We start from the raw sequence: 23,102 nt of genomic DNA, 5'->3' as shown, positions 1-23,102 counted from the left end.
ACCCTTTCGTGGAGTGACGACGCAAGGCGCGAACGACTTACTCTGCGCCATCTTTCCGGTATGTCTCTTATGTCGTGGTGAAATCCGTGTGAAAGGTTGTCGCCACCCACTCCACACTGCTAGGACGACGCCAGTGTCGTCGCCCAGCGGTAGTCCGCCTTACCGGCCGGGGTCCTCTTGACTTCATCGACCAGCACGATCGTGCGCGGCACCTTGTAACCGGCCAACGTCTTACGGCAATGTTCCTGAACCGCTTCGAGAGTCAGCTCGTCGGACTCGGGATAGGTCGCGATCACCGCGGCAACCTGCTGCCCCATGCGCGCGTCGGGTGCGGGGACGACAAGCGCGTCGGAGATCGCCGGATGCGCGTGAAGGGCAGCCTCGACCTCTTCGGCGAAAACCTTCTCGCCGCCGGTGTTAATGCACTGTGAGCCGCGGCCCAGGAAGACAATCGTGCCGTCCGCTTCAACCTTGCCCATGTCGCCGAGCACCGAAAGACGGGTGCCGTCAGCGCGGGTCGGGAACGTGCGGGCGGTCTTCTCTTCGTCCTTGTAGTACCCGAGCGGGACGTTTCCGATACGCGCGATGTAGCCCACGTCGTCGGAGCCGGCGGGGATCTCTTCGAGCCGCTCGTCGACCAGGATCATGTTCGGCGAGGGCGGCATTCGCAGATTTCCCGCCTCATCGATGGAGAAGGCGCCGTCATTACCGGACTCCGAGGCTCCGAAGTTGTCCCGCAACAGCAGGTCCGGCTTCACCGCCAGCATGCGGTCTCGAACGCTGGTGGACCAGATCGCACCACCTGACGTGATCGAGAAGAGACTGCTGAAATCGACCTCGTCTTTGCGTCGTTCCATCTCGTCGACCAACGGCAGTCCCATGCCGTCACCGACGATCAGGATCACCTGTACCGAATCCTTCTCGATCGCTTCGACGACTTTCTCCGCAACGAATTCTCGTCGTAGAACCACGCGCGCGCCGAGGGTGAGGAACGTGAACAGCGAATACAACGCTGCGCCGTGCATGAGGGGGGCGGCAATGAGGAACGAGAGTTCCGGAAATTCCTTTGCAGCGCTGGCTATCTCGGCGAGGTCCTGTCGAGCTTCCTCGCCGTACGGATTTCCGCCGGAGAGCGGCTTACGAAAGAAGTCGTCGTGACGCCACATGACGCCCTTCGGGTATCCGGTGGTCCCGCCGGTGTAGAGCAGGTACACGTCGTCGCCCGAACGAGAATCGAACTCCCCTACCGGTGACATCTCGCGAGCGTCGTCGAAGGAAACCACGGAAACTTCATGCGCTTTCGCTGCGGCGACCAGGTCGGCCTCGACCTCGCCGATCACGATCACCGTCTTCACCTTCGGGCATGCACCGAAAAGGGAAGCAAGGACACGCTGATGCTCGGGGAGTTCCACGACCACTGCGACCGAGTCGGAGTTGGTGAAGATGTACTCGAGCTCGGCGGGTGTGTACCGGTAGTTCACGTTGATCGGGACCGCACGGATCTTGATCAACCCGAGGATCGACGTGACATGTTCGACGCTGTTCTTCAGGAACAGGGCTACATGATCGCCGCGCGAGATGCCGGCTTGCGCGAGCAGGTTGGCCGTTCGGTTGGCTTCCGCGTCCAGCTCAGCGTAGGAGAAGTTCTCTCCCTCGTAAGTCAAGGCGACGCGATCAGGCACCGAGCTGGCGACGGTTTCGAATACATCAGCGAGGTTGAACTGCATCGTCTTCCCTTTCAGAGTCTGCGCCGCGATACCGAGGCATACAACCCTGAATCTAGAACACGTTCCATGTCACCCGAGGCAAAACGGAGCGATTAGCTGACCGTTACCTGGACCTGACCTTGATCGGCGCAGCGACGGCCGAGCCCGCACCGCCCGACACCCATTCGGCGAGCAAGGTCTGCCACGACCCGCAATGGCAGCGCAGGTAGGTGACCGTCCCCTCGCTGGTCCGATGCCGAGATTCGATCTCCCAGCGGTGGATGCAACTTATCGGCGCGAAATCTGTTTTCTTCATACGACGAGCATGATGTAATGGCATTGTGCATCTCAACCCTTACGGCGAATATGCGGTGACGCTGGCCGCCGACCTGGCCAATCGAAATCCCGAGACCTTGGCCGAACTCGTCGAACGCTGCGTCGATGCAGGCATCATTCTCGATTTCCCCATCGCCGAGAAGGACCTCGACGAGACCCTCGACCTTCTGATCGAGTGGTCGAAAATCGTCGACGTCACGGAGGAGGCAGCCCGCGCCGAGTTGGTGAACGTCATGCTCGAGCAAGCGTCGGCGTATCCGCGCATGACCAACCATGCAAACGACGGGTGGCATCTGCACTACCGCGATCCGCAACAGTCGCTCGCCGAGGTCCTCAAGGCCCTCTTCTCGGTAGGCACGGCGCTGCACCTCGTCGGCCGCGGAATGCACAGATTAGGTCGGTGCACCCTGGACGAGTGCACCAACATCTATGCGGACACCTCACGCAACGGCAATCAGCGGTACTGCTCCCCCACGTGTGCGAATCGCGACGCGGTGCGACGCCACCGCGCGCGCAAGTGAGCCGGACCGACTACGACGTGGGACCCACTACCTCGAAATCCGAGCCACCTTGGTAGTCGAACTGGAAACTGCCGCCGCTGCTTCCCGAGCTGATCCGATTCCACGCGTCGATCAAGTCCTGGACCGTGTTGTATCCCAGGTCCTCCAAAGAACCTGAGAGACTTCCGGTTCCGGCGCCCTCGAACCAGCCGCCGACCACAACGGCCTGCGGAATCGCGATAGTGGGGTTGGTCGGATCGAGCAGTCGAACGCACGCTCCCGCAACGGCGTACACCCCGGCCGGCAGATTCCCGACGGTCCGCGTGATCGTCTGCCCAGGCGAAACAGCAAACAGATCGAGGATGTTGCTGACGGTCGGATACACCAACACGCCGGGCTGGAGCAGCTTTGTCGGATCGCGGATCACGTCGGGGACGTCCCTGGCGTTGAGGATCGCCACTGTGCAGTTGATGAAGCTGAACCGCGGGTTCGGGTTGGTGATGGTGAAGGTGATCGCATTGTCCGCTGCGCTCACCGACACCGGAGGCGGGAGAATCGCCGGTGCTGCCGACGCCGTCGCCGGAGTCATGACAACAAGTCCCACGACGGCGGCCGACGCCGCGACAATGCTTCCCAGAGCGCGTTTGAATCCACGACTTCGCATTTCCGAACCTCCAGACAAGTCGGTCAGATCACCAGATGCCTGAAGAATAGACCGCTCAGTCGGAAAATTGGGGAGACAGACGGTGAGCTACCCGAAAAGTCCTTCGAGGCTGCCGCTGCCGAACAGGTCGCTCAGGCTTCCGGTATTGATGCCGCTGAACGGTCCACCGATGACAACGAGGCTCGGCACGCCAGGAACAGGCTTACCCAACGTCTCCAGATCGAGAAGATCGGAGCAGGCACCGAGCACGGCGTAGGTTCCGTCCGGAACATCGGTCACGGTGTTGGTGACCGTCTGCCCCTTACCGACGGCGAACAGTGAGGACGGGTCGGTGATCTTGGGGTACACCACAAGGTTCGGATCGAGCAGCTTGAGCGGATCATCAAGCACAGCAGCAGAATCCGCGGCGTTGACGACAAACGCCTGGCACAACGGGGCAATGCCCGTGTTGTTGTTCGTGATCGTCAGTGCCAGATCGTTTCCGGTCACCTTGTACGAGACGACCGGCGGGACCACCTCGGCCGACGCAGTTGCAGGATTGACCATCGCGACGCCTGCCGCGGTTGCAGCGGCGACTGCCACGGTTCCCACGACGCGACGTACTCCACTCGTGCCCAGCTTCATCGAGGATCCTTTCGTACTGCGCCTTGAGTTCGGCAACAGTGCGCAGCCTAGAACGGATCTACTGACCGAATTGCGTGAATAGTCCCGGAGGGAGGCCGTGCCCGAAAGATCGGGACAAACGTCCCCTTCTCGAAGAGCTCGCTGTTCGACTCAGTTCCCACTGGAGACGAAGGGCGTTCGCACCGGTCCGCCGACCGAACCGTGCGGTGCTACCAATCCACGCTTTTCGAGGATCGGACGCACGCCCTCACCGAACTGATACGCCTCTTCGAGATGGGGATAGCCCGACAATACGAAGTGATCCAGACCGATCGCCGCGTACTCGGCAATCCGATCAGCCACTTCTTGGTGCGAACCGACCAATGCGGTGCCTGCACCCCCTCGCACCAATCCGACGCCGGTCCACAGGTTCGGCGCAATCTCCAGCGACCTCGCTCCGACGCCCTCCTTGTAAGCCGAACCGCCGCCGTGCAATTCGAGCATCCGACGCTGACCTTCGGAGCCGGATCGCGCAAGACTCGCCTGAGCCTGCTCGACGGTCGCCGGATCGAGCGCACTGAGCAGCCGATCCGCTTCTGCCCATGCCTGTTCCGAGGTGTCCCGGCTGATGACATGCAGACGGATTCCGTAGTCGAGGTGACGACCTTGAACTTCCGCGAGGTCGCGAATCCAGGCGATCTTGGCGGCAACAGCGGACGGCGTCTCACCCCAGGTGAGATACGTATCCGCGTAACGCGATGCGACGGTTCCGGCCGCCGGCGACGATCCACCGAAGAAGATGGGCGGTACCGGGTCCGGAATACGCTGCAGCATAGCCTTTTCCACGTTGACGTACTCGCCGGAGAAATCAACCGGACCGTTACCGGACCACAACTGGCGGATCACGTCTAGGAACTCGCCGCATCGTGCGTACCGTTGGTTCTTGTCGAGGAAGTCACCGAACGTGCGCTGCTCGTGGTCCTCCCCGCCGGTCACGACGTTGAGCAGCAGACGACCGCCCGACTGCCATTGGAAGGTTGCGGCCATCTGGGCGGCCAGCGTCGGGCTGAGCAATCCCGGTCGCAGAGCAACCAGAAACTTGAGCGTCTCGGTGGTCTCGAGCATCATCGCAGTCGTCAGCCATGCGTCTTCGCACCACGCGCCGGTCGGCGTGAGGACGGCCTCGAAGCCGTTCGTCTCGGCGGCCGCGCCGATCTGATTGAGGTATTTCAGCGTCGCCGGACGATCACCGGACATCGAGCTGCCGTGCCCACCCGCCATCAGATTCCGGGAATCACCGTAAGTAGGCAAGAACCAGTGGAAGCGCAGTGACACGGTGATTCCTTTCGTCGACGAACAGGCAGAACTCTTCTGTCATTACAACCACAGTCCACCTCGAAGAACAGGGTTGAAATCACCCTGATCGCTACGGGTGCCCACTTTCGGCTCCGGCGATACCTTCGTGAATTTGCACCGCGACCCGGGGGCTCCCATGACCACGTTTGCCGAAGTCGAGCACAATTCACCGTTCTCGAACGAGACCGACGACGAGCGGCGATCCAGACTGAGAACCGTCGTCGCCGCGAGCCTGCTCGGCACGACGGTCGAGTGGTACGACTTCTTCCTCTATGCGACGGCCGCGAGCCTCGTCTTCAACCAACTGTTCTTCCCGAACCAGAGTTCGTTTGTCGGGACCATGCTCTCTTTTGCGACCTTCGCGGTCGGCTTTCTCGTTCGCCCCATCGGTGGAGTGGTGTTCGGTCACATCGGCGATCGCATCGGGCGCAAGAAGACGCTTGCTCTCACGATGTTCATCATGGGTATCGCGACGGCGATGATGGGCGTTCTTCCGACCGCCGCTCAGATCGGAGTCGTTGCGCCGATTCTGCTTCTGCTGCTTCGTATCCTGCAGGGATTTGCTCTCGGTGGTGAGTGGGCCGGAGCTGTTCTCTTGGCGGTCGAACACAGTCCGGAGAAGAAGCGTGGACTGTTCGGCAGCATCCCGCAGATCGGATTGGCTCTCGGGTTGGCATTGGGCACAGGAATGTTCGCGCTGCTTCAAACAGTCTTCGACGACGACCAGTTTCTCCGTTTCGGCTGGCGCATCGCCTTCGTCCTGAGCCTGGTGCTCGTGATCGTGGGGTTGGTGGTCCGCTTGAAGGTGGACGAGACGCCCGCCTTTCAGGCCGTTCGCGACCTCGAACAGCGCTCGTCCGCCCCGCTCAGGGAAGTCTTTCAAGGAAAAGCCGCGCGAAACACCGTACTGGGCATGTTGTCTCGCTGGGGCGAGGGCGCCGCGTTCAACACCTGGGGCGTCTTTGCAATCACGTATGCAACCAAGACGCTGCATTTCGAAAAGGTTCCCGTACTTCTTGTGGTCACCGTGGCCGCAGTAGTGATGGCGATCTTGCTGCCGTTTTCCGGTTTACTCACCGATCGGTTCGGCCCGCAACGGGTCTACATCGTGGGCATCGCCGCGTACGGCCTCGCGATCTTCCCCGCCTTCGCACTGTTCGGTACCGAGAATCTCCTGCTCTTCGGAGTCGCGATGGTCGTGGTCTTCGGAGTGATTCATGCCTTGTTCTACGGTGCCCAGGGAACCCTGTATGCGAGCCTTTACCCTACAGAAATCCGGTACACCGGGTTGTCGGTCGTCTACCAGTTCTCGGGTATCTACGCCTCCGGCGTCACACCTCTGATTCTGACGGCACTGATCGGCGCCAGCGGCGGTTCACCGTGGCTGGCTTGTGGATATCTGGTGGCCACCTCGGCGATCAGCGTCGCCGCCACTGCGGCGATCAGGAAGCGTGATCTGCATCTGTAGCGATCACACCTGAATATTCACTTCTCTTGGACATTTACTAGATACGCATAGAAATACCTGCGAAGAAGAACAGATCGAGATACGCCTACGCATCGGATACATCGGTGTATCGTTTGGGGTCCCACCCTGACGGAGGCGCCGATGACGACTGGAACGGACAACTCGCCGGCCAAGCGTGTCACCAAACGCCGTGGTCAGACCCGGCAGCGCCTGCTCGACGCGGCTGCAGATGTCTTCTCCGAAGCCGGGTTCGGGCACGCCACGGTCGAGCAGATCTGCGAACGCGCCGGATACTCCCGAGGCGCGTTCTACTCCAACTTCGATTCACTCGACGAATTGTTCTTCGCGATGTGGGAGCAGCGATCCGCAGCAATGCTCGCCGATCTGCGGTTGGCGACGGAGTCGATCACCGCCGGTAACACCGTCGACATCCATGCCGCTGTCGCCCGGATCGTGGCGGTGGTTCCGGTCGACCCGCAGTGGTACCGGATCAACGCGGAATTCACAGCCCACGCGCTCCGCAACCCGGCACTTCGCAAAGCCCTTGCCGACCGTGAAGACGCGATCCTTCGCACCCTGTTGCCCATCGTGGAGTCCGCACTCAGCGACGTCGGGCGAACAATCGTCGGCGACCCGACGGCGTTGGGACGGGCATTGGTTGCAGTGCACGACGGCACCAGCGTGCAGTGCCTCGTCGATACCGACACCAACGCCGCCTTTGCACTGCGCCGCGATATCTTCACTCGAATTCTGCTGTCCTACAGCGAAATAATCCAGAACAACCAATCGGAAGAGGAGTTGTCGTGAGCGAACAAGCTGACGTCATCGTTGTCGGGGCAGGGCTGGCGGGACTGGTCGCCACCTACGAACTGACGCGCGCGGGCCGCAAAGTCCTTGTCGTGGAACAGGAGAACGCTGCCAACCTCGGCGCGCAGGCATTTTGGTCTCTCGGCGGACTCTTCCTCGTGAACAGCCCCGAACAACGCCGACTCGGCATCAAGGACTCCCTCGAGTTGGCGATGCAGGACTGGATGGGCACAGCGGGATTCGACCGCGACCGCGAAGATCACTGGCCGCGTCAGTGGGCCAAGGCGTACGTCGAGTTCGCGGCCGGCGACAAGCGTCAGTACCTGCACGATCTGGGGCTTCGCCTGATGCCGAATGTCGGCTGGGCCGAACGCGGCCGCGGAATGGCTCTCGGACACGGAAATTCGGTGCCGCGCTTCCACCTCACCTGGGGCACCGGACCTGGCGTCGTCGATGTCTTTCTGACCAAAGTGATCGCCGCTCAGAAGCGTGGACTGGTCACGTTCAAGCACCGCCACCAAGTCGATCAACTCGTCGTCACCGATGGTGCGGTCACTGGTGTACGCGGAACCGTCCTCGAACCTTCCAGTGATCTGCGCGGCGTGAAGAGCTCGCGCACCCCCATCGGCGAATTCGAGTTCGCCGCACAGGCCGTCGTGGTCACATCCGGTGGAATCGGCGGCAACTACGAACTGGTGAAGAAAAACTGGCCCGAGCGACTTGGCAAGGCACCCAAGCACATGCTGACGGGAGTACCGGCGCACGTCGACGGGCGCATGCTCGAAATCACCGAATCCGCGGGCGGAAACATCGTGAACCGCGACCGCATGTGGCACTACACCGAAGGCATCCAGAACTGGAATCCCATCTGGCCGAACCACGGAATCCGAATCATTCCCGGACCGTCCTCGATGTGGTTCGACGCCACCGGCAAGCGTCTGCCGGTCCCCAACTTCCCGGGCTTCGACACGATGGGAACTTTCAAGTACATCCTGGACAGCGGCCACGAGTACACGTGGTTCATCCTCGACCAGAAGATCATCGAGAAGGAGTTCGCACTCTCGGGATCGGAACAGAACCCGGACTTCACCAACCGCGACTTCAAGCTCCTCCTCGAACGAATCAAGAAGGGCGCGCCGGGACCGGTCGAGGCGTTCAAGCAGAAGGGCGCCGACTTCGTTGTGCGCAACAACCTTCGTGATCTGGTCGACGGCATGAACGCCCTCACCGACGAACCGCTCCTCGACTACGAGGACATCGAGCGCGAGATGATCGCCCGCGACCGCGAAGTCGACAACAAGTACAGCAAGGACTTCCAGGTCACCGCCATCCACGGTGCCCGTAATCTGTTGGCAGACAAGATCGTGCGCGTCGTTGCACCGCACAAGATCCTGGACCCCAAGAACGGCCCACTGATCGCGGTCCGGTTGCACCTGCTCACACGCAAGACTCTCGGCGGCTTGGAAACCAACCTGGATTCGCAGGTCATCAAGGCCGACGGCAGTGTCTTCGACGGCCTGTACGCAGCCGGTGAAGTCGCGGGCTTCGGCGGCGGCGGAGTCCACGGTTACAGCGCACTCGAGGGGACCTTCCTCGGCGGCTGCATCTTCTCGGGCCGCGCAGCCGGACGAGCATTGGCGCGCGACCTGTAGCCCCGAAATCAGGCGAGCGAATGCGTGACCAGAATGTGGTGGGCACGTATTCGCCGCGCCTCGTGCACGGATTGATGGTGGTGATGGTGCGTCGGCCCGCGCGCGTGGCGGACCAGATCGTGAACAGTTCGGATGACGGTCGGCATTGCGACCCTCAGGAGATTGTGACTGCTGCTCTTGCCTGTGGAATCACTGTCTGGACACCGCCACTCGCGCCACCTCCTCCGGATCGATGAGGTGGGTATGGTCGTCGTCACCGACATCGATCTGCACGACGTCGATACGTGCGTTGAATGTGGTTGCGCCACTGTAATCGACACTGACAGGCATGCCGTAGTCATCCCCGATGTCGGTGGTCTCGTCCGCGGAGAAGACCATCGGTTGCGTCTGCTCGACGCGACCTGAGCCCACTTCGCGACCGTCGTGATAGATCGTGACCCCACCGCCTCTCGCGAGACCACCTCCGTCGTAAGTGAACTCAGCTCTGATCTGGTGTGATCCTGCCGGAATGTCAACGTCGGAAGCGATGACGAACTCGGTCATGCCCAATAGGTTGTAGACGAATTTGGCGCGGCCTTCCCGCGCGTAAAGTGCCCAGCCACCAAATCTGCCTCCCTGCGCGATCATCACACCGTTGGCAGTAATGCCATCCGCGACGTCGACTGCTGCTGTGACACTGAATGATCGGTTCTTGATACTCAGCACGCTGTGCTCGCTCAGCCGTTTCATTCCGGGAAACAGAACCTGTCGATTCCCGGACACCAACTGCGGACGCCCCGCGATGTGAGGGTTGAACCTCTCGAATCTTCGGTCGTCGATCGGAAGCACGTTGTACTTGACCGCTTCGATCAACCACAAGCGTTGCAGTGCAGCGAGTTTCTCCGGCATCTCGGCCGCCAAGTCTTTGGACTGCGTCCAATCCTGAGACCCGTCGTAGAGCTCCCACACGTCGTCGTCGAGTGCGGGGAGTGCCTCCGCGAACAGCCACGGAGTGCTGTGTCTGGTGACCGCACTCCAACCCTTGTAATAGATTCCACGGTTGCCGGCCATCTCGAAGTACTGCAGATCGTGACGTTCGGCGACTTCGGCGTCGTCGAAGGTGTAGACCATGCTGGTCCCCTCGATGGGTGATTGCTGGACGCCGTTGACGAAGGTCGGTTCCGGCAGTTTCGCGACCTCGAGGATCGTCGGTGCGACGTCGATGACGTGGGTGAATTGCGACCGCGTCTCCCCCTTGGTCCGAATCCCTGCAGGCCAGTGCACGATCGTCCCGTTGCGAGTGCCACCCCAATGCGACGCAACCTGTTTCGTCCACTGGTACGGGGTACACATTGCCCACGCCCACCCCACGGAATAGTGGTTGTATGCGTCCTTGGTACCGAATTTGTCTTTCACTTCCGCCATGAACTCGGGCGTCTCGATGGCGGCGAGTCCGTTGAAGTTGGCCATCTCGTTGAAAGCGCCGTTGATCGTCCCCTCTGCGGACGCTCCGTTGTCTCCGATGATGTAGTACACGAGGGTGTTGTCGAGAGCTCCGAGTTCTTCGATCGCATCGACAAGCCGGCCGACATGGAAATCGGTGTGTTCGAGAAATCCTGCATAGACTTCCATTTGGCGTTCGAGGACGGGCTTCATCTCCTCACTCATGTCCTCCCACGCCGGAATGGCGTCGGGGCGCGGGGTGAGGACCGCATCCGCGGGAACGACTCCCCGCTGCTTCTGCTGCTCGAGAATCGATTCGCGTTGAGCGTCCCAACCTCCTGCGAACCGGCCCTCGTACTTGTCTGCCCACTCCTTCGGAACATGGTGCGGTGCATGTGTGGCGCCGGGTGCAAAGTAGACGAAGAACGGCTTGTCCGGAGCCAATGACTTCTGCATCCGAACCCAGTCGATCGCGTGATCGGCAAGGTCCTCAGTGAGGTGGTAACCCTCCTCCGGTGTCTTGTCCGGCTCGACAGGCGCGACGCCCTCGTACAGCGCCGGGTAATACTGGTTGTTCTCCCCGCCGATGAATCCGTAGAAATGCTCGAATCCGCCTTCTCCCGTCGGCCACGACGTGAACGGACCCACCGGGGATGTTTGCCACGGCGGAACCTCGTGACACTTGCCGAACTGCGCCGTCGAGTATCCGTTGAGTTTCAACGTCATCGGCAGTGCGGCTTTGGTATTCGGCCGCAGGCCGGAAAGACCAGGAGCCGAGGTAGCGGTTTCGGTGATCGATCCCATGCCGACCGAATGATGGTTGCGCCCGCTCAGAAGAGCGGCGCGGGTCGGAGCACACAGTGCCGTCGTGTGAAACCGCGTGTACGTGAGCCCATTACTTTGCAATCGCTCAGCAGTCGGTGTGTCCGCTGGTCCTCCGAAGGCACTGCTCGCGCCATATCCCACGTCGTCCAACAGGACCACCAGAACATTGGGTGCGCCGGCCGGCGGTAGTAGCGGAGTGATCGGCGGAAACTCGGTGTCCGGATCCTTCGCGTCGTACGTCACCAGACCAAGATGTTGTCGATCCGGAATCGGTAGTACGGCGCGGCTCTGGTCTGTCGGATCCGTCATGACGTCTCGCCTTCTGTCTCTCACATGGCTCTTTCAAGCGTTTCAGGATCACGACGACGTCGACATCATCCGTTTCGGGTGAAGGCGCACCATTGCCGCAGCGTGGAGGCTTGAAGTGTGGATCAGCCCGGACGTTTCGCTCCCACCCCGATCGGGCATGCCTTCCTCGTCCCCCGGCGCCGTGTACGTGCCGGCCTGACCCAGATCCTGTGCGTCGTCGTGGGACTGGCTGCCGGACTGGGGATGCCGTACGTCCGGAGCGGCCCGATGATTCCTGCCCGTCAGGTCAGCGAGATGCTCGTTGCCCTCGGACTGGGGCTATTAGGTGTAGTGGCAGTGATCTTCTCGCTGCTGTTCCTCGTCGTCCAATGGGCCGCGACCACCTTCACTCCTCGCTTGTTGTTGTTCCGCGACGACCCCATCGTGTGGCGGACGTTTGCCTTCGCGATAGGCCAGTCCGTTTTCGACATCACGGCAGCGCTCGCCATCAGCAACGAAACGGACGTGTCGGTGATCGTGCCCAGCCTCGCAGTGCTGGCACTCTTGGCCACGCTGACGCTGATCAGACTGCTCCAGCTGCGCGCATTCTCGGCCATCCAGTTGGCTCCTGTACTGACCACGATCTCGAGTCGTGGCCGAGCAGTCTTCGCCGCCGTGTACCCCACCACTGATCTGGAGTTGCCTCCTCTACCAACACTTCCGGTGATCACGACAATCGAGTGGCATCGACCGCCGGCCGTTCTGCAACAGATCCTCGTCGAAGATCTCCTGCAGAGCGCTCGGAACTGCCGATCCATGGTGGTCCTCCGAGTGTCGCCGGGTAGCACGCTGCGAGACGGATTGCCGCTCGCCGACGTCTACGGCGGACCCATGCCCGCCAACACGATCCTTGACGCCTTGGTCAGTGGGAGTGAGCGGACCTTCACCCAGGACCCCCTACTCGCGATTCGGTTGTTGGCTGACATCGCGCTCAGAGCGCTCTCACCCGCTATCAACGATCCTGCGACGGCCGTGCAGGCTCTGGACGAGATCGAGGACCTCCTCTCTCTGGTGGCCTCCGTACGCGCAGATTCGATCCGGGCCGTCGACGAGCATGGTGATCTGCGTGTGGTGATTCCACTGCCCGACTTCACGAGCTTCGTCAGAACCGGACTGGACGACGTCATAGCCTCGGCATCGAACTCGCCACTCGTTCTGGGCCGACTTCGCGACCTACTTTCGCACGTCGCCGCCCAATCGGAGTCTCGGAACCGCGATATTCTCGCCACGCGCGCTCGCTGGATTGATCAGCTGTCACAAGGCTTCCCGCGACTCGAACCCCCGTTGTGAACCCGTACAGATTTGCGGGCCATCGCGTCAAAGCATCGTCAAGATCAGTCTCAGAGCTACGGGAAATGACGATACTGACTCGGTGAGACATGCAGTGATACTCGGACACCGTGGAGTCATATCGTCGACCATCCGCGCCGGCGGCGAACCTGAGAAGCAAAAGCTCTCCGTCGCAACCGGACTGGCGGGTCTGTCGCTCGACGCGATGGCCTCGGTGTCGTACGGTCCAGAGGCCATCGTGTTGGTGTTGGCCCTCGCCGGCGGCGCGGGGATCGGCTTCACCGTGCCGGTGACGATCGCCATCGCAGTGCTGCTTGCAGTCCTGGTGGCGTCGTACCGCCAAGTGATCGCCGCATTTCCCGAAGGCGGTGGCGCCTACGCCGTCGCAAAGAAGCATCTGAGCCCGCGGGCAAGTTTGACCGCCGCCGCGTCGTTGATCGTCGACTACACCCTCAACGTCGCGGTGTCGATCGCAGCCGGTGTCGCGGCTCTGACCTCCGCCTTCCCTGCGCTTCTTCCCTACACGGTCTGGATCGCACTGGCGATACTCGGCGGCATCACGGCACTGAATCTGCGGGGCATCGCAGATTCCGCGCGGGTATTCATGTTGCCCACCGTGGTTTTTGTCGTCAGCATCTTCACGGTGATCGGTGCCGGACTACTTCGGGAAAACCCTGCCGCCGCCACGGCTCCCTTCCTCGCCGACAACGCACACACGATCGGCATTCTCCTTCTGCTCAAGGCATTTTCGAGTGGTTGCGCCGCATTGACCGGAGTCGAAGCCATCGCCAATGCGGTACCCAGTTTCAAGAAGCCTCGCGTGCGTAGCGCTCAGCGTGCCGAAGTAGCTCTGGGAATCCTGTTGGGCACCATGCTGATCGGCCTTGCGGTGTTGATCGAAAAGTTCTCACTGGCCCCAGTCCCCGGAACAACGGTCCTGTCGCAACTCACTTCCGCTGCCCTCGGAAATGGTGTGGGCTACTACGTCGTCCAATTCTCCACCGTGATTCTGTTGGCGTTGGCCGCGAATACCTCGTACGGCGGACTTCCCAACCTGATGCGGATCCTCGCCGACGACAACGTGCTCCCGCACCGCTTCAGCCGGAAGTCGACGCGTGACGTCTTCACTTACGGCGTCTTGTCGCTCGGTGGCGTCGGTGCTCTCCTGCTCATCGGATCCGGCGGAAACATGAACACCTTGGTGCCGCTGTTCGCCATCGGTGTGTTCATCGGATTCACGCTCGCGCAGTTCGGCATGGTGCGCCACTGGCTCGCCGAACAGACGCCGGGCTGGAAGTGGCGCCTAGCGCTCAACGGTTTCGGGGCTGCGTTGACTTCGATCGCAGCAGTGGTGACTACCGCCATGAAGTTCACCGAGGGCGCCTGGCTGATCGCTCTCGCGCTCCCTGCGCTCGTCCTCGGCATGGAACGCATCCGCGGTGCGTACACACATATCGGTACGCGGTTAACCGTTCAGGGTGAGAACGATTCTCTGTCTATCGGATACAAACCAGCGGTCCTAGTACCCGTGTCCGAAATTACGTCGCTCTCCACCCGCGCGATGGCCGCGGCAACGGCAATGTCTTCGCAGCCCATCGCAATTCGAGTCTGCCTGGCCCACGAATCTACGACGGACTTCACCCGCCGATGGCAAGCCCGACACCCGAATTCACGTTTGATCGTCATCGAGGACACCGAGAATTCCGTGGGGAACACCCTCGCCCGATACATCCGCACACACTTCCCCCACCGAGAGACCTTTGTTGTCGTCGCCACCATCGACCCGGCGACCAGATGGCACCGGTTCCTCCCGAGCCAACGGACCGATGAGATCGCTCATGCACTGCGCAAACACACCGAGGCCGTGGTGTGCCAGATTCCGGTTCGGATCGATCCGGCTCACCGCGATCCCGCCCTACGCGCATGAGCCGACGCTCAGAGCGAGGTCCCGAACAACACGCCAAGCGGCAGACCGACCACAACGCCGGTGGTCAGCACCGCGACCCACGAGGACCGACGCCGAAGTAGGCACAGTGGTCGCTGGTGAGGTCATTGAGATCACGGCAAAACACCAAAGCCGGCAAGCCCTACACCTGCAAGGGCAAGCTCAAATCCGGAGTTATGGAGAAAACCGGCAGGGTACACCGGCGGTGGGCTCAGACACCCGGCATTCGAGGATATTCGTAACCACCAGACCGCCGACGAAGTCGACCTCCCGGCCCCTCCCGGCCCTCGCTGGGTGGTTTAGGGCGTCCTTGGCCCACGGCGGAGCAGTAGTGGGCACTACGTGTTCACCGTGAAGAACAATCAACAAGCTCTCCGAAATGTGTTGAAGGCGTTGCCCTGGAACGAAATTCCCGTCTCGTCTTCGATCGGCGGGCGTGATCACGGGCGGCGGGAACGGTGCACGATCAAGGCCACCGAAGTCGCCGGCGGCCTCGGCTTCCCGCGTGCGGTGCAGGTGTTACAGGTCCGTCGCACCGTCATCCGCGGCGGCCGGCGAAGCCTGGAGGTGGTCTACCTGGTCACCTCGATGCCGATGGTGTCGGCCGCTCCGCTGCAGGTCGCGGCCTGGGTTCGGGGTCATTCGGCAATCGAGAACCGACTGCACTGGGTTCGGGATGTCACGTTCGACGAGGACCAATCCGGTCCACACCGGCACCGGTCCGCAGTTGATGGCCATGATCCGCAACACCATCGTCAGCGTCCCCCGCTTGGCCGGCCACGACAACATCGCTGCCGCGCTACGGCATCACAGCCGCAACCCGCACCGGCCGGTAGACCTGCTTCATGCAGCTTGACGTGCGGCTATGCACGTTGTCTGGGCCCTGGTCCCTGGGCATCAGGCCGAGTTACACCCGTCTCTACCGAAAGCGTCGGACGGCTGGGATAGGTTTTCAGCCATGGCGAAGCATCCGCGAATTCGGCAACAGAACATCGCAGTCTTTGGTGAGTCAGGGTCGGGCAAGACCGTGTTGGTGTCATCGTTCTACGGCCCCACCCAGGCGGGCTCCCACAAGAACGACCTCTGGGATCTCGTCGCTGACAAGGCCGGGCAGGGAAATCGCCTGTACAAGAACTATCTCGGCATGCGAGACAGCGCACAGACACCCATGCAAACCCATTTTGCAAACACCACATACGACTTCTCAGTCAAGCTCAAGGCGGGGGAAGGCGATGAGGAAGAGAAGCGTCCATTCGACGAGTTGCGTCTGGCATGGCACGACTACCCAGGTGAGTGGTTCGAGGACGATCCCAGCAGCGAGGAAGAGTGCCAGCGCCGGATCGACACCTTCAGGACCCTTCTCCGTTCGGATGTTGCCCTCCTCCTCGTGGACGGGCAGAAACTCCTTGACCACCGCGGCGAGGAAGAGCGATACCTCAAGTCCCTCTTTCACAACTTCCGCCAGACCTTGGTCCGGCTCAAGGGCCCTCTCCTTAGCGATGACGGGCCGCTGATCGAGTTCCCCCGAATCTGGATCCTGTCGCTGTCCAAGGCCGATCTGTTACCCGACTGGGACGTGAATACGTTCCGTGATCTCGTCATCCTGAAGGCTGCTGACGATATCGAGCAGCTTCGCTCGACAATCGCGGGCATGATCGTCACGCCGGAAGCGCTATCCATCGGCGAAGATTTCATGCTCCTCTCCTCTGCCAAGTTCGAACTCAAGGCGGACAGCGCAGAGCCGGTCGAGATCGACCTGAAACAGCGCATCGGCCTTGACCTGGTGCTCCCCATCGCGTCACTTCTGCCGCTGGAGCGCCGTGTCCTGTGGGAGGAGAGGATGAAGCTCCCGTGGAAGGTGGCTGACACGCTCGCTGACGGGGCGGACGTGATCGCAGCAGCCATGGCTGGTGTCAAGTTCACAGGATTCGAGAAGCTCCTGCGAATGGTCACCAAGAACGATGCGCAGGCCGCGTTCGTGGCCAAAGGTCTCCCTGCAGCATTCGCTGCTGCGATCAAGATCGTCGGCCCGAAACTCAAGGAGATGAACGAGGACGCGCGCGCGAAGCATCTGTACCTGCGGGCCATGCTCACGCAGTTCAAGATTGACCTCGACCAAGCGGTGACCGAGAACGTGCTCAGGAAGCAGAAGTGACTGTGAGTGGAGTGTCTCGGTCACACCTCATCTGGGCGACTCGGGGCCGGAGCTGGGGTTTTCGATTCTTGCTCGATGCAGGCCTGGGCGATCCGCTTCCAGAATACGAGCGTGCATTCGCCGAACTCGCGGACGAACCCGCGGCGTGGCGCCGAAACGGACAAGTGGTCGCAGTGCGATTCCCGGACCCGGAGGGGCGACGAGACGCAGCGGGACGAGTCATCCCCCACGAGTTCGTGGTCTTTGGTGACGGGGCTGACGTCGTGAACTCCGTGTACGACGGAGAACAGCACCTGTGGCCGCTGGTCGAACAATCCTTCGAACATGTGTGGGACGCCGATACGACGCCGTCCGTCGCCGAACTGCGCTACGAATGAGCCGCCTCAGCTGACATGTGGAAAATCTGTCAAGCGGGCATGGCCATTCGCCGCCGGGGAGCTACCCCGGTGGCGCCTCGTAACTTTCCTCGGCGAGTGCGTCGAGTATCCCGGTGTCGAGCACTCGGGCATGGATGGGGCTGCGGGCACGACTCGTTCCTGGTTGTGACGGTTGTGTAGGAACTTGAATGATCACCGAGACGGCCGTGCCCGCCCGATCGACGTGTCTTATCGGGGTTGCTATCTCGCCCTGAAGTCCCAGTCCAGCGGGTATCACTCATGACTTTGCCGGGGCCCTGGTCCGTTTGTGCGTAGTTCGCCCTGTTGTGTGTTAAAGGCATTGAGGTGCGGTCCCACTCAGCCCTCGCTCGGTCGAGCTGGTCGGTGCCGTCGTCTATCGGCAGCGACGGTGTATCGGAGCGAGGTCTTGATTCCGGTTCGGATCGATTCGGCTCACCGCGATCCCGCCCTACGCGCGTAAGCAGACGCTCAGAGCGAAGTCCCGAACAACATGCCGAGCAGATACGTCGCGCCGGCAGCGCCGTAGCCGATCGCAAGTTGGCGTAGCGCCCGCTTGAATGGCGGCCCGCCCGAGAGTAACCCGACCACAACGCCCGTCGTCAGCAACGCGATCCCCACGAGAACAGATGCGACGATCAGAGCCGTCATGCCTTCCAGGCCGAACAGATACGGCAGCACCGGAATGATTGCGCCCGAGGCGAAGAAGCAGAAACTTGCCGCCGCTGCGCCCAACCCGGTTCCGACAGCTTCATGGTCGTCGACAACGTCGGCGGCGCCGAAGGTGCTGTTCGCGAGGACCTCGGCGGCGCGCTGGTCCGCTTCCTCGGCGGACATGCCGCGGGCCCGGTAGACCAGGGCCAATTCGTTCGCGTCGACGTCGAGCAGTCCGACAGCTTCGCTGGCAGCCGGACCAGGATTGGACGCTTCCAACAACTCTCGCTGCGAGCGGACTGAAACGTACTCGCCGGCGCCCATCGACAGGGCGCCGGCCAGAAGCCCGGCCATGCCGGTGATCAGAACGATCTGATTGGAGACGCCGCTACCGCTGATGCCGAGCACGAGAGCGAGATTGCTGACGAGGCCGTCGTTGGCTCCGAAGACGGCGGCACGAAACGTCCCCGAAAGTCTGTTCCGACCCCGAGTGGCCAAGGCCCGCACCACTTCTTCGTGGATCTTCTCGTCCGCGCCCATCGATGCAGTCGCGTCGGCGTCGTTGGGATACGGGGATCGCGTCTCCGCGCGCTGTGCAAGAGCGAGCACGAAGACGGAGCCAAAGCGCCTGGCCAGAAAGCCCAGTATCCGAGTGCGGATATCGCCGCGAAGTGGTTTGCCGACGTGATCGCCGAGTAGCGCTCGCCAGTGCGCCTCGTGTCGCCCCTCCGCGTCGGCCAGTGCGAGAAGGATTTCGCGCTCCTCGCCGCTGCGCCTACTCGCGAGGTCTCGGTAGACGGCGGCCTCGGCTTGTTCGTCGGCGAGGTATCGTCTCCAGCGCTTGACATCTCGCGGGTCTGGATCGGGTCGTGCGGCCGGAACTGTGGACATCGTGTTCCCCTTTCCGGTGAGGCGGTCACGCTTCTAGTACGCGGTCCATCCACGTCGTCAGATCATTGATGACGTCGTCGCGGTTGGTCTCGTTGAAGATCTCGTGTCTGGCACCCGGATAGGTGTAGTAGGTGACGTCTTCGATCCCCGCCGAGTTGTACCGTTCGACTGCGACGTCGGTACGGCTCAGCGCGGCGTTGAGAGGATCCGAGGTGCCGACGAAGACCAGGATCGGAAGGTCTTGTCGCACGCCCTCGACGTCGACGAACCTCGGTCCCGCTGCGATAAGTCCACCCATGCCGGCGTCGTCCAGGCTGAAACCGCACAGCGGATCGTTGATGTACAAATCCACCTGCGCTTCGTCACGGCTGAGCCAGTCGTGCGGAGTACGGGCCGGTTCGAATTCCGCATTGAACTGGGCGAGGACGTCCGGGCCGTCGTTGACGAGGCTCTCGATCAGTTGATCGACCGCGGTGGTCCCCGACAGTGCGACGGCGTCGATCAGGTGCGAATGATCGAGGATGTACTGCTGCGAAGCGAACGAACCGAGGCTGTGGCTGAGCAGTACGACGGGCAGGCCGGGGTGTTTGTCGCGGATGATGCCCGTGAGGGTCACCATGTCTGCCACCAAGCGGTTCCAGCCATCGTCGCCGATGTTGCCTGGGCCGGCGTGCATGCTCTCACCGTGGCCGCGGTGGTCCGCCGCGTAGACCTGGAAACCGCGAGCATTCAGGGCTTCGGCAACGTGTGCGTAGCGTTTTGCGTGCTCACCCATACCGTGCGCGAGTTGAACAACCCCTCGAGGTTCCTGCTCGGTGGGCCATTCGTGGACATGAATGACCACTCCGTCGTCGCTGGTGAAGGTGAACATGCGCTACTCCCGGTGGTCGCGATCCGGACAGGTCATTTCTCATGCTAGATCCGCAGCGGCAATCCATCCGGGAAGTAGGTCCTGATCACCGGCGAGCCTGATTCGTTTCTGCACATCCGGCTTCAAACTCGGATATACCGGACACGGATGTTCCGGGGCCAGTTGTCGACCAACTTGAGGAGTACAGAGCGATGAATCCCAACCGCATGCGCAACGTCGGCTTGTTGGCGGCTCCACTTGCTGCTCTCGCTCTTCTCAGCGGTTGCGGCTCGGATGAAACGGGAACGGCCGAGAGTTCACCGGCACCCGCCTCAACCACGACCGCCTCTGCGCCGACGACCCAGACCGGCACCGCTTCACCTTCGACGACCCATACCGACCACACCCAAACGACAACCTCGACGGCACCCAATCCCGAGGGTTGCACGATCGGGGAACTGAACGTCACCCTCGGCGAGTCGAGTGGCGCCGCCGGTTCTGTGGAGCTTCCGGTGGTCTTCACCAACACGGGCGGCCGCACGTGCACGCTCGACGGTTTCCCCGGCGTCTCGTATGTCACGGGAGCGTCCGGAAGCGAAGTGGGTGCTGCAGCCGGCCGCTCCGGATCCGGTTCACTCGTCTCCCTTGCCCCTGGCTCTGCCGCAACGTCTTTGGTGCGAGCTACGAACGTCGAGAACTACCCGGCAGATCAGTGCGGCGTGACCGACGTTGCGGGACTGAGGGTTTACCCGCCCAACAGCTACGATTCGGTCTTCCTTGCCTATCCCACCAAGGGTTGCTCGATGACCGGCGCGAACATCAACCAGCTGACGGTCGCGCCGGTCGCCCGCTGATTCACGGCTTGAGGCGTCGTAGACCCCAGAGCGCCGGCAGGAGGAACAGGCCTGAAAGGATCAGGACGAGTGCAGCTTCCGTGAACTGGAATCGTCGGACCTGGTCGACTGAGTGGTACCACGTTTCGTAGTGGTCCACTCCCTGCGCGAGCACACACGCACGATACTCGGCGTCGAGTTGGGCCAAGAATGCCTTCTGGCGAACGTAGAAATCCACGTCACTCTCGTCGGATCGCTGATCGTATTCATTGCCGGCTGTATCGGTAGTGCACGCCTGATAGTCGATCTCGACCGGCTTCCCGTTGGCATCGGTGTATCCACTCCGTATTACCCACGCCATCGAGGAGTCCATGACGTAAGTTGCGTAGAAAGTGTCGTGGTCGATACCTTGCGTCAGCACAGTCGGCTCGGCATAGTGCGGCCGTGCCAGATTCTGAAATCCCACCATCAAACCTGCGACGGCGACCAAGGTGACGGCCACCGCGGCGATGGGTGATCGCACCAGCAGTGATACCGCAGCTCCGGCGACCAATGCCATGAAAGTGTATGCACCCAAGACAATTCCGCTGGAATTGAACAGAGGGAAGAGCATCGAACTCATTCCGTACGACTGAACGGGTCCGACGTTGACCACATAACTCCAACTCTCGAATCCAACCCGAGCGGCTTCGAGAATGAAACCGAGGATCGCGGCTGCGGCAGTGAGCGGAAGAAAGACAACAACGACTCGCATCCAGAACCATCGTGCTCGACTCACCGACTGCGTCAGACCGAGAACATGTGTTTGCTGATCGATGTCGCGGGAGAATACCGTCGCGCCCACCAGCGCCCCGAGTAGTACCGGTAAGGCGGCGGCGATCGTGTTCACGCCGGTAACGGCGGTATCCGCCCAGCAGTCCCATCCGACCCCGACACACCCGAAGTACGTTCCTCGGCCCTCTGCCCCCAAGCTACTTCGAGTTCCGATTCCGCCGACTATCGCTGATATAGCCAAAGCTGCGATGAATCCCAATGACACAACGAGCGATGTCCGGTGGTGCCGCCACGTAACCCAGATCATGCCGCCACCATCGTTTCTGCGCTCAGGTGCCCGAGCACCACGTCGTCGAGAGTTGCGTCGTCGATCACCCAGCCGGCCCGAGGGCTCGGACGGATTCCCTCCACCACGTGAGAATTCGACCGCACCCCCTTCTCGGTATGAATGACCGCACCGGCGCCGACCACGTCCGAGGGGTCGCCGTCCCCGATCAATACGTAATGGGCAGAGATCAATTCATCCAACGGACCGGACAATCTCGCGTTTCCGCCGCCCAGCAGAAGAAGTCGATCCGAGACGTCTGCCAATTCGGAGACGATGTGTGAAGACAACAGAACCGTGGTGCCGTACTCGGCAACGTCTTCGAGCAGAGTGGTCGCGACAGACCGCCGTGCCACCGGATCGAGATCTGCCAGAGGCTCGTCGAGTAGAAGCAACTGCGGCCTGCGCCCGAGTGCCAAAGCCAGTGCAACCCTGGTTCGTTGACCTGGCGACAGGGCTTTCGCCTTCGCATCGAGAGCAATTCCAGCGCGCTCCACCAGATCCAGAGCGTACTTCGCATCCCACTCGTCGTTGGTATATGCGCCGAATCGAAGAAGTTCTGCAACAGTGAATTTGGGATACAGCGGCTTGTGCTGAGCGAGGTACGACAGGCCTGGACAGATGCCGTCCTGATCCGGCGTGCTGCCCAGGACGGAGATCGAACCATGGTCAGGCATCGTCAACCCGACCGCCAAGGACATCAGTGTGGACTTGCCCGCTCCGTTCACCCCGACCAGGGCAGTGATGCTTCCTGTCGCGACCTCGAAAGTGCAGGCGTCGAGCACCTTCTTCTTGCCGAAGCGCTTGTCCACGTCCTGCATCGTCAGTGCCGATTCTTGCGCAGTCATGATGTCTCCCCCTGCTTTCCGGACGGATCCGTTTCGATGAACGTCTTCTCGAGTTCCAAACTCACCAGTGCTTCGATGTCCGTGCGCTCGAGTCCAGCAGCCACGGCATCTGCCACCCAGCGGGCCAACTCGCGCCGTAGCGCAGAGCTTTCCGCCATACCGGGCTTGGCCAGGGACTTCACGACGAACGTGCCCAATCCGGGCCTCGGGGCAACAAGCCCGTCGCGCTCGAGTTCCTTGTAGGCCTTCAAGACTGTGTTCGGGTTGATCGCGAGCGCTCCCACGACGTCCTTGGCTGTGGGCAGCCGATCCCCGACTTGGAGATCACCGAGCCTGAGCGCCTGCTTCACCTGAAGGACCAATTGCACGTAAGTGGGAATGCCGGATCGGCGGTCGATACGGAAGTCGATCATCCGAACCCTTTCACTAGTTCATTAGTGGAATAGATATTTACC

The 23,102-nt window shown here is 61.5% G+C and carries 21 protein-coding genes; 10 read left to right on the top strand and 11 right to left on the bottom strand.

The genetic code is table 11. The features are described from left to right. Positions 1-119 precede the first annotated feature (119 nt). Both ACN50D_RS06020 and ACN50D_RS06015 read right to left on the bottom strand, forming a co-directional pair. Positions 120-1,727 (bottom strand): AMP-binding protein, encoded by a 1,608-nt coding sequence (locus ACN50D_RS06020; RefSeq protein WP_054188441.1) that lies wholly within the window; start codon positions 1,725-1,727, stop codon positions 120-122. A 103-nt stretch (positions 1,728-1,830) separates the two neighbouring features. Then, positions 1,831-2,022, bottom strand: coding sequence for a hypothetical protein (locus ACN50D_RS06015; RefSeq protein WP_039973125.1), 192 nt, complete (start codon positions 2,020-2,022; stop codon positions 1,831-1,833). A 25-nt stretch (positions 2,023-2,047) separates the two neighbouring features. Here ACN50D_RS06015 and ACN50D_RS06010 point away from each other — a divergent pair, with 25 nt between their 5' ends. Then, positions 2,048-2,563, top strand: coding sequence for a CGNR zinc finger domain-containing protein (locus ACN50D_RS06010; RefSeq protein ID WP_003940315.1), 516 nt, complete (start codon positions 2,048-2,050; stop codon positions 2,561-2,563). 10 nt (positions 2,564-2,573) lie between these two features. Here ACN50D_RS06010 and ACN50D_RS06005 read toward each other — a convergent pair whose 3' ends face one another. The 3 genes from ACN50D_RS06005 to ACN50D_RS05995 all read right to left on the bottom strand — a co-directional run bounded on the left by ACN50D_RS06005 (position 2,574) and on the right by ACN50D_RS05995 (position 5,144). Further along, entirely contained in the window at positions 2,574-3,206 is a 633-nt protein-coding gene (locus ACN50D_RS06005; protein WP_211921006.1) for a hypothetical protein, read from the bottom strand. A gap of 87 nt (positions 3,207-3,293) precedes the next feature. Further along, complete coding sequence (locus tag ACN50D_RS06000) at positions 3,294-3,830, bottom strand: hypothetical protein (RefSeq protein ID WP_007729952.1); 537 nt, start codon at positions 3,828-3,830, stop codon at positions 3,294-3,296. Positions 3,831-3,980: 150 nt separating this feature from the next. Next, positions 3,981-5,144: an LLM class flavin-dependent oxidoreductase gene (locus ACN50D_RS05995; protein ID WP_058226639.1), complete on the bottom strand. Its 1,164-nt coding sequence runs from the start codon at positions 5,142-5,144 to the stop codon at positions 3,981-3,983. A 157-nt stretch (positions 5,145-5,301) separates the two neighbouring features. Here ACN50D_RS05995 and ACN50D_RS05990 point away from each other — a divergent pair, with 157 nt between their 5' ends. From ACN50D_RS05990 to ACN50D_RS05980, 3 genes are all read left to right on the top strand, one after another. Then, a complete protein-coding gene (locus ACN50D_RS05990; protein WP_211921008.1) occupies positions 5,302-6,633 on the top strand; it encodes an MFS transporter in 1,332 nt (443 codons plus the stop codon). Positions 6,634-6,774: 141 nt separating this feature from the next. Then, complete coding sequence (locus tag ACN50D_RS05985) at positions 6,775-7,440, top strand: TetR/AcrR family transcriptional regulator (protein WP_003939987.1); 666 nt, start codon at positions 6,775-6,777, stop codon at positions 7,438-7,440. Next, the gene (locus tag ACN50D_RS05980) at positions 7,437-9,092 is read left to right on the top strand and encodes an FAD-binding dehydrogenase (protein ID WP_003940084.1); all 1,656 of its coding nucleotides are present in this window, start codon (positions 7,437-7,439) and stop codon (positions 9,090-9,092) included. The genes ACN50D_RS05985 and ACN50D_RS05980 overlap by 4 nt, the downstream gene beginning before the upstream one ends. Before the next feature lie 189 nt (positions 9,093-9,281). Here the strand turns inward: ACN50D_RS05980 and ACN50D_RS05975 are convergent, their stop codons facing one another. Next, complete coding sequence (locus ACN50D_RS05975; protein WP_211921010.1) at positions 9,282-11,648, bottom strand: arylsulfatase; 2,367 nt, start codon at positions 11,646-11,648, stop codon at positions 9,282-9,284. 117 nt (positions 11,649-11,765) lie between these two features. On the opposite strand from ACN50D_RS05975, the gene ACN50D_RS05970 reads away from it, so the two are divergent. The 5 genes from ACN50D_RS05970 to ACN50D_RS05950 all read left to right on the top strand — a co-directional run bounded on the left by ACN50D_RS05970 (position 11,766) and on the right by ACN50D_RS05950 (position 17,454). Continuing rightward, positions 11,766-12,977, top strand: a complete 1,212-nt coding sequence (locus ACN50D_RS05970; RefSeq protein ID WP_211921012.1) for a DUF2254 family protein — start codon at positions 11,766-11,768, stop codon at positions 12,975-12,977. A 94-nt stretch (positions 12,978-13,071) separates the two neighbouring features. Next, the gene (locus ACN50D_RS05965) at positions 13,072-14,904 is read left to right on the top strand and encodes an APC family permease (protein WP_042447082.1); all 1,833 of its coding nucleotides are present in this window, start codon (positions 13,072-13,074) and stop codon (positions 14,902-14,904) included. A 694-nt stretch (positions 14,905-15,598) separates the two neighbouring features. Continuing rightward, positions 15,599-15,778, top strand: a complete 180-nt coding sequence (locus ACN50D_RS05960) for a hypothetical protein (RefSeq protein WP_165638982.1) — start codon at positions 15,599-15,601, stop codon at positions 15,776-15,778. Positions 15,779-15,880: 102 nt separating this feature from the next. Then, positions 15,881-17,077: a TRAFAC clade GTPase domain-containing protein gene (locus tag ACN50D_RS05955; protein ID WP_249342810.1), complete on the top strand. Its 1,197-nt coding sequence runs from the start codon at positions 15,881-15,883 to the stop codon at positions 17,075-17,077. Then, positions 17,074-17,454 carry a hypothetical protein gene (locus ACN50D_RS05950; RefSeq protein ID WP_256520000.1) on the top strand — a complete coding sequence of 127 codons (381 nt, stop codon included), beginning with the start codon at positions 17,074-17,076 and terminating at the stop codon, positions 17,452-17,454. Before ACN50D_RS05955 ends, ACN50D_RS05950 begins: the two co-directional genes overlap by 4 nt. Positions 17,455-17,943: 489 nt before the next feature. On the opposite strand, the gene ACN50D_RS05945 is transcribed toward ACN50D_RS05950, so the two are convergent. Then, positions 17,944-19,017, bottom strand: coding sequence for a VIT1/CCC1 transporter family protein (locus ACN50D_RS05945; protein ID WP_007729922.1), 1,074 nt, complete (start codon positions 19,015-19,017; stop codon positions 17,944-17,946). A gap of 25 nt (positions 19,018-19,042) precedes the next feature. Further along, positions 19,043-19,888, bottom strand: a complete 846-nt coding sequence (locus tag ACN50D_RS05940) for an alpha/beta hydrolase (protein WP_047271960.1) — start codon at positions 19,886-19,888, stop codon at positions 19,043-19,045. Between the two features lie 191 nt (positions 19,889-20,079). Here ACN50D_RS05940 and ACN50D_RS05935 point away from each other — a divergent pair, with 191 nt between their 5' ends. After that, positions 20,080-20,721, top strand: a complete 642-nt coding sequence (locus ACN50D_RS05935) for a DUF4232 domain-containing protein (protein WP_211921016.1) — start codon at positions 20,080-20,082, stop codon at positions 20,719-20,721. A gap of 1 nt (position 20,722) precedes the next feature. On the opposite strand, the gene ACN50D_RS05930 is transcribed toward ACN50D_RS05935, so the two are convergent. The 3 genes from ACN50D_RS05930 to ACN50D_RS05920 are packed head-to-tail and all read right to left on the bottom strand — an operon-like array spanning position 20,723 to position 23,060. Further along, on the bottom strand, positions 20,723-21,781 hold the full coding sequence (locus ACN50D_RS05930; RefSeq protein WP_249342811.1) for an ABC transporter permease: 1,059 nt from the start codon (positions 21,779-21,781) through the stop codon (positions 20,723-20,725). After that, positions 21,778-22,647, bottom strand: a complete 870-nt coding sequence (locus tag ACN50D_RS05925; RefSeq protein ID WP_050657035.1) for an ABC transporter ATP-binding protein — start codon at positions 22,645-22,647, stop codon at positions 21,778-21,780. The genes ACN50D_RS05930 and ACN50D_RS05925 overlap by 4 nt, the downstream gene beginning before the upstream one ends. Next, positions 22,644-23,060 (bottom strand): GntR family transcriptional regulator, encoded by a 417-nt coding sequence (locus ACN50D_RS05920; protein ID WP_003939899.1) that lies wholly within the window; start codon positions 23,058-23,060, stop codon positions 22,644-22,646. Before ACN50D_RS05920 ends, ACN50D_RS05925 begins: the two co-directional genes overlap by 4 nt. Positions 23,061-23,102: the final 42 nt, after the last annotated feature.

Source organism: Rhodococcus sp. SB1D, from assembly GCF_048573875.1.
Taxonomy (GTDB): domain Bacteria; phylum Actinomycetota; class Actinomycetes; order Mycobacteriales; family Mycobacteriaceae; genus Rhodococcus_F; species Rhodococcus_F qingshengii.
The sequence above is the reverse complement of the archived record's forward strand: the minus strand, read 5'-3'. Positions and strand labels throughout refer to the sequence as shown.

Bases quoted from the DNA above. Each gene is read 5' to 3' on its own strand.
- ACN50D_RS06020 (WP_054188441.1), bottom strand. From the start codon at position 1,727: ATGCAGTTCAACCTCGCTGATGTATTCGAAACCGTCGCCAGCTCGGTG.
- ACN50D_RS06015 (WP_039973125.1), bottom strand. From the start codon at position 2,022: ATGAAGAAAACAGATTTCGCGCCGATAAGTTGCATCCACCGCTGGGAG.
- ACN50D_RS06005 (WP_211921006.1), bottom strand. From the start codon at position 3,206: ATGCGAAGTCGTGGATTCAAACGCGCTCTGGGAAGCATTGTCGCGGCG.
- ACN50D_RS06000 (WP_007729952.1), bottom strand. From the start codon at position 3,830: ATGAAGCTGGGCACGAGTGGAGTACGTCGCGTCGTGGGAACCGTGGCA.
- ACN50D_RS05990 (WP_211921008.1), top strand. From the start codon at position 5,302: ATGACCACGTTTGCCGAAGTCGAGCACAATTCACCGTTCTCGAACGAG.
- ACN50D_RS05985 (WP_003939987.1), top strand. From the start codon at position 6,775: ATGACGACTGGAACGGACAACTCGCCGGCCAAGCGTGTCACCAAACGC.
- ACN50D_RS05975 (WP_211921010.1), bottom strand. From the start codon at position 11,648: ATGACGGATCCGACAGACCAGAGCCGCGCCGTACTACCGATTCCGGAT.
- ACN50D_RS05960 (WP_165638982.1), top strand. From the start codon at position 15,599: ATGTCACGTTCGACGAGGACCAATCCGGTCCACACCGGCACCGGTCCG.
- ACN50D_RS05955 (WP_249342810.1), top strand. From the start codon at position 15,881: ATGGCGAAGCATCCGCGAATTCGGCAACAGAACATCGCAGTCTTTGGT.
- ACN50D_RS05945 (WP_007729922.1), bottom strand. From the start codon at position 19,017: ATGTCCACAGTTCCGGCCGCACGACCCGATCCAGACCCGCGAGATGTC.
- ACN50D_RS05940 (WP_047271960.1), bottom strand. From the start codon at position 19,888: ATGTTCACCTTCACCAGCGACGACGGAGTGGTCATTCATGTCCACGAA.
- ACN50D_RS05935 (WP_211921016.1), top strand. From the start codon at position 20,080: ATGAATCCCAACCGCATGCGCAACGTCGGCTTGTTGGCGGCTCCACTT.
- ACN50D_RS05930 (WP_249342811.1), bottom strand. From the start codon at position 21,781: ATGATCTGGGTTACGTGGCGGCACCACCGGACATCGCTCGTTGTGTCA.
- ACN50D_RS05925 (WP_050657035.1), bottom strand. From the start codon at position 22,647: ATGACTGCGCAAGAATCGGCACTGACGATGCAGGACGTGGACAAGCGC.
- ACN50D_RS05920 (WP_003939899.1), bottom strand. From the start codon at position 23,060: ATGATCGACTTCCGTATCGACCGCCGATCCGGCATTCCCACTTACGTG.